This is a genomic window from Propionivibrio sp. (genome assembly GCF_029255185.1).
Classification (GTDB): domain Bacteria; phylum Pseudomonadota; class Gammaproteobacteria; order Burkholderiales; family Rhodocyclaceae; genus Propionivibrio.
Window position 1 is genome coordinate 39,303 of record NZ_JAPUVO010000130.1, and the last position, 15,929, is coordinate 55,231.

General features: G+C 58.3%; 17 protein-coding genes. 1 reads left to right on the plus strand and 16 read right to left on the minus strand.

What is annotated here, in order from left to right; all coding sequences use genetic code 11:
* Positions 1 to 6: 6 nt before the first annotated feature.
* The 4 genes from Q1J43_RS13560 to Q1J43_RS13575 all read right to left on the minus strand — a co-directional run bounded on the left by Q1J43_RS13560 (position 7) and on the right by Q1J43_RS13575 (position 3,160).
* Positions 7 to 411, minus strand: coding sequence for a phage holin family protein (locus Q1J43_RS13560; protein WP_301103036.1), 405 nt, complete (start codon positions 409 to 411; stop codon positions 7 to 9).
* A gap of 15 nt (positions 412 to 426) precedes the next feature.
* Complete coding sequence (locus Q1J43_RS13565) at positions 427 to 747, minus strand: DUF883 family protein (RefSeq protein WP_301103037.1); 321 nt, start codon at positions 745 to 747, stop codon at positions 427 to 429.
* 124 nt (positions 748 to 871) lie between these two features.
* On the minus strand, positions 872 to 2,482 hold the full coding sequence (locus Q1J43_RS13570; RefSeq protein WP_301103038.1) for a methyl-accepting chemotaxis protein: 1,611 nt from the start codon (positions 2,480 to 2,482) through the stop codon (positions 872 to 874).
* A gap of 132 nt (positions 2,483 to 2,614) precedes the next feature.
* Positions 2,615 to 3,160 carry an energy transducer TonB gene (locus tag Q1J43_RS13575; protein ID WP_301103039.1) on the minus strand — a complete coding sequence of 182 codons (546 nt, stop codon included), beginning with the start codon at positions 3,158 to 3,160 and terminating at the stop codon, positions 2,615 to 2,617.
* Positions 3,161 to 3,232: 72 nt separating this feature from the next.
* Between Q1J43_RS13575 and Q1J43_RS13580 the strand changes: the two genes are divergently transcribed.
* A complete protein-coding gene (locus Q1J43_RS13580; protein ID WP_301103040.1) occupies positions 3,233 to 4,351 on the plus strand; it encodes an ankyrin repeat domain-containing protein in 1,119 nt (372 codons plus the stop codon).
* A 17-nt stretch (positions 4,352 to 4,368) separates the two neighbouring features.
* Here Q1J43_RS13580 and Q1J43_RS13585 read toward each other — a convergent pair whose 3' ends face one another.
* The 12 genes from Q1J43_RS13585 to kdpB all read right to left on the minus strand — a co-directional run bounded on the left by Q1J43_RS13585 (position 4,369) and on the right by kdpB (position 15,925).
* Positions 4,369 to 4,593 (minus strand): hypothetical protein, encoded by a 225-nt coding sequence (locus tag Q1J43_RS13585; RefSeq protein ID WP_301103041.1) that lies wholly within the window; start codon positions 4,591 to 4,593, stop codon positions 4,369 to 4,371.
* Between the two features lie 60 nt (positions 4,594 to 4,653).
* A complete protein-coding gene (locus Q1J43_RS13590) occupies positions 4,654 to 5,277 on the minus strand; it encodes a ParA family protein (protein ID WP_301103042.1) in 624 nt (207 codons plus the stop codon).
* Positions 5,274 to 6,602, minus strand: a complete 1,329-nt coding sequence (locus Q1J43_RS13595) for a TAXI family TRAP transporter solute-binding subunit (protein ID WP_301103043.1) — start codon at positions 6,600 to 6,602, stop codon at positions 5,274 to 5,276. The genes Q1J43_RS13590 and Q1J43_RS13595 overlap by 4 nt, the downstream gene beginning before the upstream one ends.
* Positions 6,603 to 6,607: 5 nt before the next feature.
* Positions 6,608 to 7,582 (minus strand): quinone oxidoreductase, encoded by a 975-nt coding sequence (locus tag Q1J43_RS13600; protein ID WP_301103044.1) that lies wholly within the window; start codon positions 7,580 to 7,582, stop codon positions 6,608 to 6,610.
* Positions 7,583 to 7,650: 68 nt separating this feature from the next.
* Positions 7,651 to 7,818 (minus strand): hypothetical protein, encoded by a 168-nt coding sequence (locus Q1J43_RS13605; protein WP_301103045.1) that lies wholly within the window; start codon positions 7,816 to 7,818, stop codon positions 7,651 to 7,653.
* A 2-nt stretch (positions 7,819 to 7,820) separates the two neighbouring features.
* Positions 7,821 to 8,513 carry a two-component system response regulator KdpE gene (gene kdpE, locus Q1J43_RS13610; protein ID WP_301103046.1) on the minus strand — a complete coding sequence of 231 codons (693 nt, stop codon included), beginning with the start codon at positions 8,511 to 8,513 and terminating at the stop codon, positions 7,821 to 7,823.
* Positions 8,514 to 11,222: a two-component system sensor histidine kinase KdpD gene (kdpD, locus tag Q1J43_RS13615; RefSeq protein WP_301103047.1), complete on the minus strand. Its 2,709-nt coding sequence runs from the start codon at positions 11,220 to 11,222 to the stop codon at positions 8,514 to 8,516.
* Between the two features lie 187 nt (positions 11,223 to 11,409).
* A complete protein-coding gene (locus tag Q1J43_RS13620; RefSeq protein ID WP_301103048.1) occupies positions 11,410 to 11,709 on the minus strand; it encodes a hypothetical protein in 300 nt (99 codons plus the stop codon).
* Positions 11,710 to 11,839: 130 nt separating this feature from the next.
* Positions 11,840 to 12,301, minus strand: coding sequence for a PTS sugar transporter subunit IIA (locus tag Q1J43_RS13625; RefSeq protein WP_301103049.1), 462 nt, complete (start codon positions 12,299 to 12,301; stop codon positions 11,840 to 11,842).
* A gap of 132 nt (positions 12,302 to 12,433) precedes the next feature.
* Complete coding sequence (locus Q1J43_RS13630) at positions 12,434 to 13,252, minus strand: TorF family putative porin (protein WP_301103050.1); 819 nt, start codon at positions 13,250 to 13,252, stop codon at positions 12,434 to 12,436.
* 22 nt (positions 13,253 to 13,274) lie between these two features.
* Complete coding sequence (gene kdpC, locus Q1J43_RS13635) at positions 13,275 to 13,847, minus strand: potassium-transporting ATPase subunit KdpC (protein WP_301103051.1); 573 nt, start codon at positions 13,845 to 13,847, stop codon at positions 13,275 to 13,277.
* Positions 13,848 to 13,858: 11 nt separating this feature from the next.
* Positions 13,859 to 15,925 carry a potassium-transporting ATPase subunit KdpB gene (gene kdpB / locus Q1J43_RS13640; RefSeq protein WP_301103052.1) on the minus strand — a complete coding sequence of 689 codons (2,067 nt, stop codon included), beginning with the start codon at positions 15,923 to 15,925 and terminating at the stop codon, positions 13,859 to 13,861.
* Positions 15,926 to 15,929 lie beyond the last annotated feature (4 nt).

The window sequence follows — 15,929 nt, forward strand, 5'->3', positions numbered from 1 at the left end:
TGCAGTTCATTTAGTCGCTGATTCATGGCCAGCGGCCGCCTTTAACTGTCGAAGATCCTCCTGAAGTTCGGCAATGCTGGCGGCAAAGACGTGCTCCGGATGGTGTGTGGCGCGCTTGAACTGGGTGTAAAAAACGCCCCCGAGAAGCAGAAAAAGTCCGGCAGATGCGCCCAGGACGAGCAGCCGGTTGTCCCAGAACAGCGCCGTGAGCAAGGCGACGGCAAGCAGTATGCCAACGCCAAAGCAGAACACCATCCCTTGCGCCATGAGCATGAGTTGAATTGCGCGCAGCTTCCCCACCTCGACTTCGTTACCGAGGAGTTCAAGCCGCGTCCTGCCGCTAGCCAGGAGTGTTGCAGCGATGTTTTGCAGGGCCGTGAACAGGCCGCTATTCACTCTGCCGTCGCTCATCTCGCAGATCGTTGCTTAACGGCGACCAATGATAATTCCAAGCAGCAGGCCGATTCCCGCAGCGATGCCGACAGCTTGCCATGGATTATCATTGACGTAGTCATCGGTCGCGCGCGCCGCTGCCTTGGTCCTGTCAACCAATGCTGCTTCGGCGTCGGCAATACGCATCTTGGCATCGCGCAGGTGCTCGCCGATACGGTCGCGCAGATCAGCCATCTTCTCACCGGCCACGCCTGCGGTCGCACGGAGTATTTCTTCTGCGTCGGAAACAACCATTTTCATATCGGAGACAAATCTTTCTTTGCTGTTGTTGGTCAAATCGGAAACTTCGGACATAGCACACCTCGACAGGTTAACGTTAGGAAGAATATATGGAAAGGAAAGGCGCAGCGCTCGTGAGCCACCGCCCTCAGGGTATCCAATTTACCCATACATATCAATGATCGTTTGATTACCGCGTCTACCCGAGCCGGTATGCCGAGACGATAGTGTGCATTTCGCGCGCCAGGCCATCCAAATAGCATGCTGACTCGGAACTGTTTTTCGCTGCGGAGCTGTTCTCTTCCGCCATCTGAGCGATACGCTCAACACTGCCGGCGATAGCATTGCTCGCCTGGCTCTGCTCCCTGATCGCCGAAGTGATTTCTTCTACCATAGCTACCGCTTGCTGGCTCTCTTTGCTGATATTCCTGATCGACTCACTGGCATCGCTGGCCCGGCGCACACCGGTATCAACCTGAACGACTGCTTGTGTCATGCTTTCAGCCGCTTGTTGCGAGACGCCCCGGATTGCGTCGATTATCGTCGCGATTTCAGTAGTAGACTTTGCTGTCCGCTCGGCCAATTTGCGGACTTCGTCCGCGACCACGGCGAATCCGCGCCCCTGTTCGCCTGCCCGTGCAGCCTCAATCGCTGCATTCAAGGCCAGCAAATTGGTTTGGTCGGCAACTTCCTTGATTACCGACAAAATCGATGAAACGCCCACGACATTGTCTTCCAGTTCCCGAATGCGTGAAGACGCCTGATTGACCGAATCCGCGATCCTGTTGATGTCCTCTACCGTCTGGCTAATCACTCGTTCTCCAGCCAAAGCATGCTGACCCGATTGGACCGTGAGCGAATGGGCTTCGTCAGAGCGATCGCTTGCATGGTGAATGCTGACGGACATCTCCTCAACGCTGGCGGCCATACTGGACGCAGAATCGCTCTGCAGTGACGAGGCGACGGCGACTTTATTCGACGCCAAAGCGAACTGAGCAGAAGACTCGGCGACTTTTGCAGCGTTGCTTTCAATGGCGTTCAGACTACTGCGGAGCTTATCCAGCAATCGATTCAGTGCAATGGATACTTCGGTAATTTCGTTTTTGCCAATGAGTGGGGCGCGAACGGTAAAGTCCAGATCAGCTTCAATGTGCGAAACGGTATGCAGAATGGAAGACAAGGAATGCTTGATTGCGCGTGACATGCTCAGCGCGATCGTGATGACGATCAACATAATGACAAAGCCAATAAACACAAAGCGCAGGGCTTCGTTCCAGTAGGCTTGGTCAATATCATCGGAAAATTGACCGAAGCCAATAATCCATCCCCACTCCGGGATCTTGAAAAGGCCGTTGATCTTGGGTACTTCAACACTGCCACTAGGCCGTTTTGTCTTGATTTCGACGAGTGCCAGATTTGTAGTCTTTATGGCATCGAGATAAACCTGCAACACGGTGCGCCCATCCGCACCCTTGCTCCCCACATCGACCTTTCCTTCCCGGCGCGGGTCAGGGTGAAGTAAAAACATGCCTTCCATATTACGGACAAAAACATAGTCATCGCCCTCCCGCAAACCTGAAATGGCCTGCTTGGCCTTCTCTTGGGCTTCTGCCCGGGTCAGCGTGCCAGCCTTCTCTTGGGCAAGATAGACTCCGGCTACCCGGCCAGCCAGTGTGGTTACCAACTTGATTTGGGCCTTACGGTCTTCAAGCATTGACGACCGGATCGTCTGCAAGGCGACGAGCACTAGAATCAGTGCGCCCAATACGGAACAAGCCACGATGAGGCCAAGACGGGTAGAAATGCGCATGAGTGACCCTCCAAATTAATTTTGTGATGGCTGGTGCTGCATGTGAGACAGCCTTGTGAATATTACCTTAATCGGCTTTTTCCGTAAGGCGTTTCCCTGCGCGATGTCTACGCAAAGCGCATCCACCAACTGTTATTGCAGGCGAAAGATGACCGGCAGGATCAGTTCGCGCGAGATGGCGCCGGTCAGTTTGCCCATCGCGTAGGCGGCCTTGATGGCGGCGTTGTCAAGAACCGGATAACCACTGCTGGCGGCAATGCTAACGCCATCAACCGAGCCATCGGCAGCCAGCCTGAGAATAAGACGTACTTCACCTTCGAGGCCGCGAGCAATAGCCTCGGGCGGGTAAAATAGGTGCTGTGAAAGCTTTCTCTGCGCGGCCTGCTCCTCGCGTTTGGCAACAGCCTTTGGCTTGCCTTGCGTGGTGACTGGAGGCACAGGCACCAACGCTGGCGGCGTTTCTTCGCCATCGATTGTATTCTTGAGCAAAGGATCGGCATCGGGCTTGGCCGGTAGGCGCAACGAAGCCTGCAGCGCCGGGCGGGGCGGGGCGGCAGACAGGCGCTTGACGAGATCCGGAAGAAATAGCCCACTATGCAGGGCAAGCGAAAGCGCAAGGGCGGGAATCAGACGCAATGACATTAGCGCAGTATTGTGCAACAAAACGCGGCGGGGCATCGCTTGTTGTGAAGAAGGTGGAGGATCATTTCAATGCGGGTGATTAGCAGAAGCGGCGGAGCCTTTATATTAGTGCTTTGCCTGTTGGCAGTTTCGGCAGGCGCGGCCTGGGCGGCGTTGCCCGATCCGGTCGCCTTTGGCTGGACGGTTGAGCGCGGCGATGTCAAAAAGGTCAAGGCCTGGCTCGATGAGGGGCTTGATCCCGAGTTCCAGAACAACCAGATCGGCTCCGGGCTGATGATTGCCGCCTGGAACGGCAACATTGAAATGATGGCGCTGTTTATCGAGCACGGCGCCAATCCTCGGCGCGCCAACCGCAACGGCGAACAGCCCTTGCAACTGGCCGCCTGGAACGGCCACCTGGACGCGGTCAAGTGGCTGCTCAATCACGGCGCTGCGCTTAACCGCGAAGGAAAGCAATGGGGCGCACTGCACTATGCCGTATTCAATGGACACCAGGCCCTGGCCAAGCAACTGATCGAGCTGGGGGCTGAAGTCAATGCGCCTTCGCCCAACGGTTCGACCCCGCTCATGCTGGCCGCGCGCGAAGGCCGCGAGGAGCTAACCAGGGTCTTGCTTGAGTCGGGCGCTGACCGCAAATCGCAGAACGACTGGGGTGACAACGCACTGACGATGGCCATGCGTTACGACCATTACCGGGTCGGCAAAATGATTTCGTCGCCCGAAGAGTTTGCCATTGCGGTCAAGGTGCCGAAGGAGAGTTTCGGCGTGACCAGCCGCTCGGCATCGGCGCCGAGTGAAATCGAGGAGTTGCTGAGCAAGATTCGCGAGGCCGAAGTCGAAGGGCGGCCGATTGAGGAATTGCAGCAGCAGTTGATGGTCGCGATCAACGCCTTCAGGCGCAATGCGATGGCGTTGAAGAACACACGTCGCAGCACGATGCCTTTGCCCTATCAACCGAAGACCCTCGTGATCACAGCCAGTCGCAAACGACCGGGTGCCGAGCGGGCGCAGGTGATGGTCGATGGCAAAGCCGTCAGCTCGTCAGCCACTGCAAAACCGACCACCAAATCCGCGTCGATCACCATCACGCCGGTAAACCAGCGCGCCACGCAGGCCCAGATCGCTGAAACGATGCGCCAGATTCGGCTGGCCGAAGCGCAAGGCCAGCCGGCGGATGACTTGCGGCGACGGCTTTCCGAACTTATTGACGTGCTGAAGTCACAATAATAATCGCCTCTGTCTGGCTATCGCTCCCGCAAACTCTCATCCTTATACTGAAGCAAGGGGCTCAGGAAATACTCGATCACCCGGCGCTGGGCAGTCTTGACTTTTACGGTGACCGCCATTCCCGGTGACAGATTGACGGTCTTGTTCTCCACCTGGATCGTCGACCTTTCCAGACTCACCCGCGCCGGAAAAATCAGTCGTCGCTTTTCGTCATTCACCGCATCGTTCGAAACGTGGGTCACCTTGGCGTTGATGGTGCCCGTACCTGGCGGTAGAACAAATTTACCCTGTCGCTATCAGGCCTAACCATCAACCCAGTCAATGATCGGCTGCCACTGCACCCTGTCTTTCTCGGCGCGCAACGCTGAAAGATCAAAGAGGGTCATGCCGTTGGCGGCCAGTTGCACGTAGAGTTGCGTATCTCTCAGGGAGGTGAGAACGGGCAACTCGTAGGAAGCCAGAAAACGCTCCAGTTCACCGGCGGCTCGCGTTCGTGCATCGATACGCATGCCGACCACGGCAACGAAAACGCGCTCCTTGCGCACGGCTTTTTCTGCGAGCAGGGTTTCAAGAAAATGGCGTGTCGCGAGAATGTCGAAGAGCGAAGGCTGTAGCGGAACAATGACCCGACTGATCTTGCCGAGCATCCGTTCGAGCGCCTTGCCGTGCAGCCCCGCCGCACTGTCCAGCACAACATGAGTGGTCTCCTTGGGCGGCTTTGCCGGCAGGCCATGTTCAACGTCCCAACTGCGGATCGTCGGCAGGATGTTCGGGCGAATCTGCAACCAGTCACGCGCCGATTGCTGGCGGTCGGTATCCCCGAGCATGACCTGATGACCACAACGGGCGAAATAGCCGGCCAGGTTGGTGGCCAGAGTCGATTTCCCTGAGCCGCCCTTGGGATTGGCGATAAGAAAGGATTTCATATGCTGGCCTCATGACGGCTTGCAAGCTGGAGAAGCTCGGCGCGAACGAGGTTGATGTGCTCACGCAGGGTATAGAACAAGTCGCTAAAAGACCGTGGAATGTTGCGTGAATAAGCGTCTTCCTCGATACGATCGAGCCTGACCAAATACTCTGCATGGCGTGATGGATCATAGCTTTGGCGCAACTCGCTCTCGAGGAACTTCAGATCACCATAGCACCGGAATATCTTGGAGCGCACCCGCCAGTTATAAATTGATGGAGCGACCTTGAGCAGGGGCAGCAGCAAAATGATGACCGGCAAGATCAAGACGAACAGTCGCTCGACGAGCACGGCGATCCAGAAGGGCAGGTAGCGCTGTAGGAAGGACGGCCCGGACTTGTAGTAACGTTTCGCTTCGTCGGACAGCTCGAAGCTGTGATCCTTGTAGGCCGGAAATTCGCCAGCACGCTGAAAAAACCCGCTCTTGCCATTCACTTCGCTCATTGCCTGCAACAGGAGACTAACGAGGGCCGGATGCAGGCTGTCGCGGACAATCACGTTGGCAGTCGTCGCCAGGAGGATGGTATCTCTTGGCGGAGTATCGCGCACCAAGTCAACAACGCCGCGCGGCAAAACGATTTTTGACAGGAAGGGGAAACGCCGTACATAGGCATCGGCCTGACTGAAACTCATCACCCGCACGCCCGGCGATCGCAGCAGAACCTGAACGACAGGCGCTTCCTGTGCGGCGACAATGAAGGCGGCGTCGATTTGCCCCTGTTGCAGGGCTTCGGCCGCATTAAGCCCGGCCACTGGCAACAGATTCCTGCTGTTTGCGGCAATCTCGTTGGCCTCCAGCATTTGCAACGCAAGCCCCCGGATACCGCTGCCCTCTTCACCGACGGCGATGCGCTGGCCGCTCAGTTGATGTAGTTTGTCAATCCGGGTATCGCTGCGATAGAAAACCCATACCGGTTCATAGGACACACTGCCCAGCGAGAGAAGCTCGCTTTCATCGTCACTGTTACGTGACTCCTGAACGCCGCCCTGAATGAAAGCGATGTCGGCCTCACCCTTTTTAAGACGTTCCAGATTCTGCAGCGAACCGGCCGAAGTCCTGACCTCAAGCGTGACGCCGCTGGCCGCGAGAAGTTGGGCGTAACGCTTGGCGTAAGCGTGGTAGGCGCCCGTCTCGCCGCCAGTCGAAATCGTCATGTGTCTTGGCGGTGCCGGCTCGACGAACTGATAGGCGACAACGAAACCAATGCTCGTAATCAGGACAATAGGCCAGGCCGTCGCCAGCAGGTCGCGTAGTGAAACAAACTTCGCCCGCAGTTTGTCCATGGCGCTTACGGCAGAAAAATCGTCGAACCCGTCGTTTTGCGAGCTTCAAGGTCGCGATGTGCGTTGGCCGCATCAGCTAGCGCATAGGTCTGATTGACCTCGATCCTGACTTTTCCCGAACTGACGACAGCAAAGAGCTCAGCGCCAAGAGCGACCAGTTCATCACGCCTGGCGGTGTAGTGTCCGAGGGTTGGTCGGGTAATGAACAGCGAACCCTTCTGGGACAACAGTAGCGGGTCAAATGAGGGAGCCGGCCCGGAGGCATTGCCGAAGGAAACCATCATTCCCCGCACGCGCAGGCTGTCGAGCGAACCCATGAAGGTATCCTTGCCGACGCCGTCATAGACCACAGCAACGCCTTCCCCGCCGGTGATCTCGCGCACGCGTTTGGCCACGTCCTCCCGTGTATAGAAGATGATCTGGTCGCAACCGTGGCATAGCGCCAGCTCGGCCTTGGCCTCGCTCGACACGGTGCCGATGACGGTGGCCCCGAGTGCTTTGGCCCACTGACACGCGATCAGGCCAACACCGCCTGCCGCCGCATGAATCAGCACGCAATCGCCGGCTTGCACCGGGAAGGTGCGGCGTAGTAAATAGGCACTGGTCAGGCCCTGCAACATCATCGCGGCACCGGTGTGAAAATCGATGCCATCGGGCAGCTTGAGCAGACGGTCCGCCGGCAGGCAACGGACTTGGCTGTAGGCTCCCAGCGGGCCGCCAGCGTAGGCCACGCGGTCGCCGGCGCGTAGATCGCCAACACCGGCACCGACCGCCTCGACGACGCCCGCCCCCTCCGAACCCAGTCCGGAAGGCAAAGATAGGGGATAAAGGCCGCTACGATGATAAATGTCGATGTAGTTCAAGCCGACCGCCTCGTGGCGCACACGCGCCTCGCCAGGCGCCGGATCGCCAACGGCAAGCGCCTCCCAGCGCATCACTTCGGGCCCACCGGTCTGATGGATGCGAATGGCAAAAGACATGGTTTTCTCCTGGGCAAAGGTCGCAGGGTGCACTTGGCGCGATGGCATCCGCTACCAGACGCGCCAACTCAAACCACTAGACTAGCCGCAGCACAACGATCGAGCAAGCCATGCAGCAGCATGGCTTGCTCGATAAAGTTGATAGAAAGACCGGTTTCAGTTCTAGTCTGGATCCGCAGGGTCACTATTTTCAATTGATGCAGGTACTCCAGCCGCAAGAATCGTTGGATACCCATCGCTAGCTCACAAAACGGTAGCCAACCCCAGATTCGGTCAGGATGTATTTCGGCCGTGTCGGGTCATCCTCGATTTTCTTCCTGACATGCCCCATATAGACGCGGACATAGTGACTATCTTCGGTGTGGGAGGGACCCCAAACGGCCTTCAATAGCTGCCGATGGGTCAGTACCGAATCCGGATTAGCGATCAGATAGGCCAGCAGCCTGAATTCGATCGGGGTCAGATGGAGTTGCTGCCCAGCTTTTTCGACAATCCGTTTTCCGAGGTCGACGCGAACATTACCGAACTCGAAAACCGTCATCCCCGTCGTACCCGCCCTAAAACGTCTGCGCAAATGCGCTCGGACGCGGGCCAGGAGTTCGGCGGCCCCGAACGGCTTGATCAGGTAATCGTCGGCGCCGGCATCGAGCGCGGCCACTTTGTCGGCTTCGGCCGTTCGGGCGGAAAGAACGATGATGGGGATGTCCGACCAGGTGCGCAGCTCACGGATCAAATCGACGCCGTCGCCATCCGGCAATCCAAGGTCGAGGACCACCAGGTCAGGTTGCCGGGTACCCACTTCAATCAAACCGCGGGCCACCGAATCTGCCTCGAATACTTCCAGTTCCTCGGCTTCCAGCGCCAGTCGGATGAAGCGCCGAATCTTGGCTTCATCCTCGACAACGATCACGATCGGTGTGGTGGTGGACATTCAGCGACTCCCCTCATCTGCTGTCACTCCCTCATCGTCAAGAAGCGGCGGGTTGCCCCTGGGCAGAGAAAACATGAAACGGGCGCCGCCTTGCGGACGATTTTCGGCATGGATTTCCCCGCCATGTGCCTCGACGATGGCACGGCAAATGGCCAGCCCCAGCCCGACGCCACGGGTGGCGCCTTCCGGCTGGCCGCGCTCGAATTTCTTGAAAATCATTTCTTCTTTGCCTGCGGGCAAGCCGGGGCCGTTATCGTCGATCCAGACCTCGATGCTTTTTTCCGTTACATTCGCCCCGATGTCGACCAGGCTGCCCGGCGGCGTATATTTCACGGTGTTTTCCAGCAGGTTGTAAATCACCCGCTCCATCAGCACGGAGTCGATATTCACCAGCGGCAGGTTTTCATCGAGGGAAACCTTGATCTGGTGCTGGGCAAAGGCCCGCTCCAGGGTTTTCAGGGCGCTGACGACAACCTCTTCCAAAGGTTGCCATTGCCTGTTCAGTTCGACACGGCCGGCCTGCAAGCGGGCCATGTCGAGCAGGTTATTGACCTGGCCGCTGACGCGCAGAGCCTCTTCTTTCAGGGAGCGAGCAATTTCAGCCTGCGGGCCGGTCGGCGGCGGCTGGGTCAGGAACATCGAGTCGGCCAGGCCGACCAGAATGCTCATTGGCGTCCTTAAATCGTGGGAAATGGCCGACAGCACGGAATTACGTAAGCGTTCGGATTCCATTTGGACGGTCGTATTCTGGGCTACGTCGACGTAATGCACCCGCTCAAGGGCAATAGCGATTAGCGACGCAAAAGTGTCGAGCAGGCGCCGTTGTTCCGGGATCAGCAGGCGATCCGAGTGGCACATTTCCAGGGCCAGGACGCCGCGCAGGCGCATCGGCGCCTTCAGCGGCAAATACAGGATGGGGCTGGCGGCCAGGGTGTTGGTGCCTTGCCCGGCCGCTTCCCCGTGACCAAAAGCCCACTGGGCAATGCCCATATCGACGGCTGGCAGACCGTTGGCTGAAGGCAGAGCGGTTTGCAACTGGTCGTTGTCATCGGTCAGCAGAAATGCTGATTTTGCGCCGAACTCGGCGACGATGAAGCGCTCGCCAATTTCGGCAATCTGCTCAGGCATCAGCGCGCCCGAAAGATCCCGCGACATTTCATAGAGGGAGCGAACGCGCTGCTCGCGACGCGTTGCCACCTTGGCCTGGTATTTTGAGCCGGCAGTCAACTGACCGGTGATTAGTCCGACGACCAACATGACGACGAAAGTCATCAGGTACTGCACATCGGTAACTGCAAAGGAAAAGCGCGGAGGAACAAAGACGAAATCAAAAATGGCGACCGACAGGAAAGAAGCCAGCACCCCCGGGCCGCGCCCGTAACGCACACTGACTAGCACCACCGCCAGCAGGAAGACCATGACGATGTTGGGCAGATCAACTATTGGGAAGACCGCGGCGGCGGCAAAGCCGGCCAGCGCACAACCGAGGGCGGCCTTGGCATAGGCAGGCCACTGGTCAAAAATGCTGTCGTCGACATTCTCCCGTCCGTATTTTTCGCTTTCCCTAGCCACTTCCGAGCGCGCTACCTGCAGCACATCGAGGTCGGGCGCACGCTGCCCGATCCGGTCAGCAAAGGATCGGTACCACGGGCGCCACGGGCGCGGGTGATCCCGGCCGACGATGATTTTTGCCAGATTGTGATCACGGGCATATTTGATCGCCACCTCGCCGGCCTCGCTGCCCGACAGGGTCGCCGTCTGGGCGCCCAGTTCCTCGGCGAGCTTGAGGTTGCGCAGAATACGGTGGCGGCTTTTCTCCGAAAGTCGCTGCAAGTTAGGGGTTTCGATGTAGATGGCGTGCCATGGTGCCTCCAGCCGACCGGCTACCCGCGCCGTGGTGCGGATGACCTTTTCCGCCCCGGTGCCGGTGCCGATGCATGCGAGCAGGGAATCGCGGGTTTGCCAGACCGGCGAGACAAACTGGTCGCGCCGGTATTGCAGCATCTGGTCATCAACCCGGTCAGCCGTGCGGCGCAGCGCCAACTCCCGCAGGGCGATCAGGTTGCCCTTGCGGAAGAAGTTGCGGATGGCGCGTTCCGCCTGATTGGGCAGATAGACCTTGCCGGCCTGCAGGCGCTGCAGGAGTTCGTCGGGTGGCAGGTCGACTAACACCACCTCGTCGGCGGCATCGAAAACTTTATCTGGCACCGTTTCCCAGACCCGGATGCCGGTAATGCCAGTGACGACATCGTTGAGGCTTTCCAGGTGCTGAACATTGACCGTCGAGTAGACGTCGATGCCGGCCGCCAGCAACTCGTCGACGTCCTGCCAGCGCTTGCTGTGGCGTGATCCGGCGACATTGGAATGGGCCAGTTCATCCATCAGGATCAAAGCCGGCTGGCGGGCCAGTGCTCCGTCGAGGTCGAATTCCTTGAGACTGCGGTCGCGATAGGGCACATCCCGCAAGGGCAAGCATTCCAGGCCGTCGGCCATGACCTCGGTTTCCATGCGGCCATGGGTTTCGACGACGCCGATGACCACATCCACCCCGGCCAGCAGTTGCTGCCGTGCCGCACCCAGCATGGCGTAGGTCTTGCCGACGCCAGCCGAGGCGCCGAAAAATATCTTCAGCTTACCGCGTCGGGCCTTCACCTCTTCCTCGTTCAGGCGGGTCAGAAGTTGGTCGGGATCGGGTCTTTGATCGGACATGTGGACCTTATTTCTCCTTGGCGCCTTTGGCTATTTCGGCCAGTATCCTGGTCCGTACCAACCCGGGGTAAACAGACTTGCAGTGCGGGGAGCAGGTCCTCGGTCGACCGTAGGACAACTGGTCTAGTATTGCATGGACTTCATGGGGCCTGCCGCAAACCGGGCAAATATGTCGCGTCATAGTGTTTCACGCCGTATGTTCGGCATAACGCGCAAGAGCCATCGCCTGATTGGCAATGCTGGAAGATACGATGAAGGTTTCGCGCCCGCATACATTGCCCAGGGTCAACGCCAGGCTGAGCGCCGCGACACCTGCCACCGCCATTCGCACCGGGTCGCCGTAACCGGACAGAAAGACCCTGATCCCTTCGATGCCCATTCCCGTCGCCGGGAATTTCATCACCACGGCAGCCTTGCCTGGTTCCAGGGCGGCGACTTCAAGCGAGTCATTCGTCGAAGCAATACCGATGCATAAGTCTGAGTTCATTTGATCCTTCACTTTCGATTGATAAACAGCCAGGCCAGGTACATGACGAATACTAGGCAAAACGATTTCAATATTTTGAAAAAAATAGGGGCTTCGTTATAAAAAGAGCGTAAAAATTGACGTTACGGAATCACTCGAGGAGTGACCAGGTAGTGAACAGTTGCTTTACTTCCAAGGGTTGTTTGCACAAGTGCAGGCGCTCACGGAACCGCTGGTTGGAAAACATCCGCGTCGCTTCGGCGAGAATGCCAAGATGCGCCTCAGTGGCTTCCTTGGGAACCAGCAGAACGAAAATATCGCTGACCGGTTTGCCATCCGGCGCAGCGAAAGGCAGTGGCGATTTGAGGCGCACGTAGGCAAGCTGTATGCGGTAAAGATCCTTGATGCGGGCGTGCGGAATGGCCACGCCCTCACCCAGGCCGGTTGACCCGACCTGTTCCCGACGTGACAGACTGAGGACAATCCACGCTTGCGGCATGCCATGCATTCCCTCCATGTGCTGGCCGATTTCTTCAAAAAGCTGGGTTTTACTCACCACCTCCAGATCAAGGATGACGTCTTCGGTCCGGAGAAGATCAGCGATGCTGTCCAATTTGTGTTCCTCCACAGGATGATAAATCCGCCATCGTTCGATCCACTGGCGGGGCACAAGGGAGCGGGATTGCCCGCCCCCCCGTTCTTTCTCTGTCTTCAATGCAGACATGGGCCTTGCTGCCTGACTCGATCAGAAACTCTTGGTCACGGAAAGAACGGCGATGCCGCGACCGGCATCCTTGGCTTTGCTGCCGTTCTGGACGTTCTGGTTGCTCAGGGAATTGGAGAAACAATAGAACTCGCCGTTGCCACAATCCCCCTTGGCATTGGTGTCCACATAGGCAGCACCGACCACCCAGCCCGACATATCCTTGGTCAAGCCGAGTTTCCAGTCGGTATAGCTGCCGTTGGTGACGTTCCTGAAATTCAGACGGCCAACGTGGCCGTTGATGCCCCAGCCCTCGCCCAGATCGTAGTTGGCCGACAGATCAAGATAACTGCTGCCCTTGCTGTCTGGCATGGCGAAATAGTCGCTGATTGCATGGGAATATTTCAGGGACAGGAACTTCCAGGAGGCCGCGAGATAAATTTCCGTGTTATCGACCCGGCCGGTATTGGTTTTTCCACCATTGGTAATGGTCAAATCAGTACCGGGGTAGTAGTAGTAAAGACCACCGACATCGATCCCGAAATCACCGAAACTCGCCTTGTAGCCGCCATAAAAATCCATTTCCAGATTGCCTTCCGGATAACCGGCACCGGAGGAAACATTGGAGTTCCAGTTGCCAAGATAGAGGCCGCTGGAATGCGCGTAATCAACGCCACCTTGCAAGGCAGGCTTGCCAAAGGTCTGGTCGATACCACGGAAGCGGTAGCTGCTGAACAGGCCGAGGTTGCCGGTCAGGCTGTGCTCGGGCGTCGGGGCGTCCTCGGCCAGGACCGGCGCCGAAAGGCCGGCGGCCAAGGCAAGGACGGCAAGGGAACGAAGGGAAGCGGAATGTTTTTTCATGAAGATATCTCTCTGTGTTGTATTAACGAAGTGAATCAAGCGCGATATTGAGCTGCAATACATTGACCCGGGGTTCGCCGAAGACACCCCACTGGCGACCTTCAGTGTTCTTGGCAACCAGGGTCCTGACGACCTCCACCTGGAGTTGGCGTGTTTTGGCGACCCGTTCGATCTGGTATTCGGCAGCGGCCGGGCTGATCTCGGGATCAAGACCGCTGGCCGAAGCATTGACCAGATCGGCCGGAATTGGCTTGCTATTGCCTGGATCAGCCGTCTTCAGGGCGTCGATCCGCCCCTTGACCGCGTCGACCAGGGCCGGATTGAGCGGTCCCTGGTTGGAGCCACTGGAGGCCGAGGCGTTGTAAGGCTGCGGCGAAGTGGCCGAGGGGCGGCCCCAGAAATACCGAGGATCGCTGAAGTTTTGCCCGATCAGACGGGAGCCGACCGGCTTGCCATCCTTGATGACCAGGCTGCCGTCAGCTGCTTCGGAAAAGGTGACTTTGGCAAGGCCGGTAACCGCCAACGGGTAAACAACGCCAGTCACGGCAGTGAGCAAGACAAAGAGACTGACGGCGGGGCGTAACAGGGTTTTCATGTATTTTCTCCTCAAGCCAGACCGATGGCGGCAATCGCCATGTCGATCAACTTAATGCCGATAAAGGGAACGACGACGCCACCCAGGCCGTAGATCGCCAGGTTCTGCCGCAATAGCGTCGCGGCGCCGAGCGGCCGGTACTTGACGCCCTTGAGGGCCAGCGGGATCAGAAAGACGATGATCAGCGCGTTGAAAATCACCGCCGACAGGATGGCCGAGGCCGGGCTAGCCAAACTCATAACGTTGAGCGCGGCAAGTTGCGGATAGGTCGTCACGAACGCCGCTGGAATGATGGCGAAGTATTTGGCGACGTCGTTGGCAATACTGAAGGTGGTCAGCGAACCCCGGGTCATCAGCATCTGTTTTCCGGTTTCGACAACCTCAATCAGCTTGGTCGGATTCGAATCCAGATCGACCATGTTGCCAGCTTCCTTGGCGGCCTGCGTACCGGTGTTCATGGCTACCGCGACATCGGCCTGGGCAAGCGCCGGGGCGTCATTTGTACCGTCGCCCGTCATCGCCACCAGCCGGCCTTCGCTTTGGTACTGGCGGATCAGCGCCAGCTTGGCTTCCGGCGTCGCTTCCGGCAGGAAGTCGTCGACACCGGCTTCGGCAGCGATGGCCGCCGCAGTAATTCGATTGTCGCCGGTCACCATGATCGTCTTGATACCCATCAGGCGCAGTTCGGCAAACCGCTCCTTAATGCCACCCTTGACGATGTCCTTGAGTTCGATGACGCCCATGACTCGAGTGCCATCGGTTACTACCAGCGGCGTGCTGCCGCGTCGCGCAACCTCATCCACCTTGTCGACGAGCGATTTGGGGAAACTGCCGCCCAGGGCTTCGACATGTTTCTTGATCGCTTCAGCCGCACCCTTGCGAATCTGACGACCCGCCATGTCGACGCCGCTCATCCGGGTATTTGCCGAGAAATGCACGAAGTGGGCATCCAGCGCATGAATGTCGCGCTCCCGCAACTGGAAACGCTGCTTGGCGAGGACCACAATGCTGCGTCCTTCCGGCGTTTCGTCGGCAAGCGATGCCAGTTGGGCCGCATCGGCCAGTTCGCCTTCCGTGACGCCATCGGCCGGCAGGAAGGTGGAAGCCTGGCGATTGCCCAGGGTGATCGTGCCGGTCTTATCCATCAGTAGCACATCGACGTCGCCGGCCGCCTCGACAGCACGCCCGGAAGTGGCAATCACATTGGCCTGCATCATGCGGCTCATGCCGGCCACGCCGATGGCCGAGAGCAGGCCAGCAATAGTGGTCGGGATCAGGCAGACGAGCAGCGCAATCAGTACGGTAATACTGATCGGCGTACCAGAACCGGCTACCTCGACACTGAACATCGAAAACGGCAGCAAGGTGACGACCACGCCCAGGAAGACGATAGTCAGTGCCACCAGCAGGATGGTCAGGGCGATTTCGTTGGGCGTCTTCTGACGCTTGGCGTTCTCGACCATGGCAATCATCTGGTCGACAAAGGTTTCACCGGGATTAACCGTGACCCGCACAACAATCCAGTCGGACAGCACGCGGGTGCCGCCGGTGACGGCCGAGAAGTCGCCGCCGGATTCCCGGATGACCGGAGCCGATTCGCCGGTGATGGCGGATTCATCGACCGAGGCGACGCCTTCGATGACCTCGCCGTCAGCCGGAATCGTTTCCTGAGCCTGGACGAAGATGACATCGCCCTTGCGCAGATCAGTCGCCTGGGCCATATGCCATTGGGCACCAAACCGGGGCTCACGTAACTTCTTGGCCCAGGTTTCCTTTTTCAGGCCACGCAGCGAAGCGGCTTGCGCCTTGCTGCGTCCTTCGGCCAGTGCCTCGGCGAAATTGGCGAAGAGCACGGTAAACCACAACCAGATGGTGATCGCCAGGATGAAACCGGCCGGCGCCTCTCCTTGCCCACCCAGGGCTTGCGCCCAAAGGATGGTGGTGAGGATGCTGCCAACATAGACGACGAACATCACCGGATTGCGCCATTGCACAGCCGGATTCAGTTTACGGAAAGCATCGGCAATGGCCGGAAAGGCCAGCGCCGGATCGAACAGAGTAAAAGTCTTGCGTGTCATTATT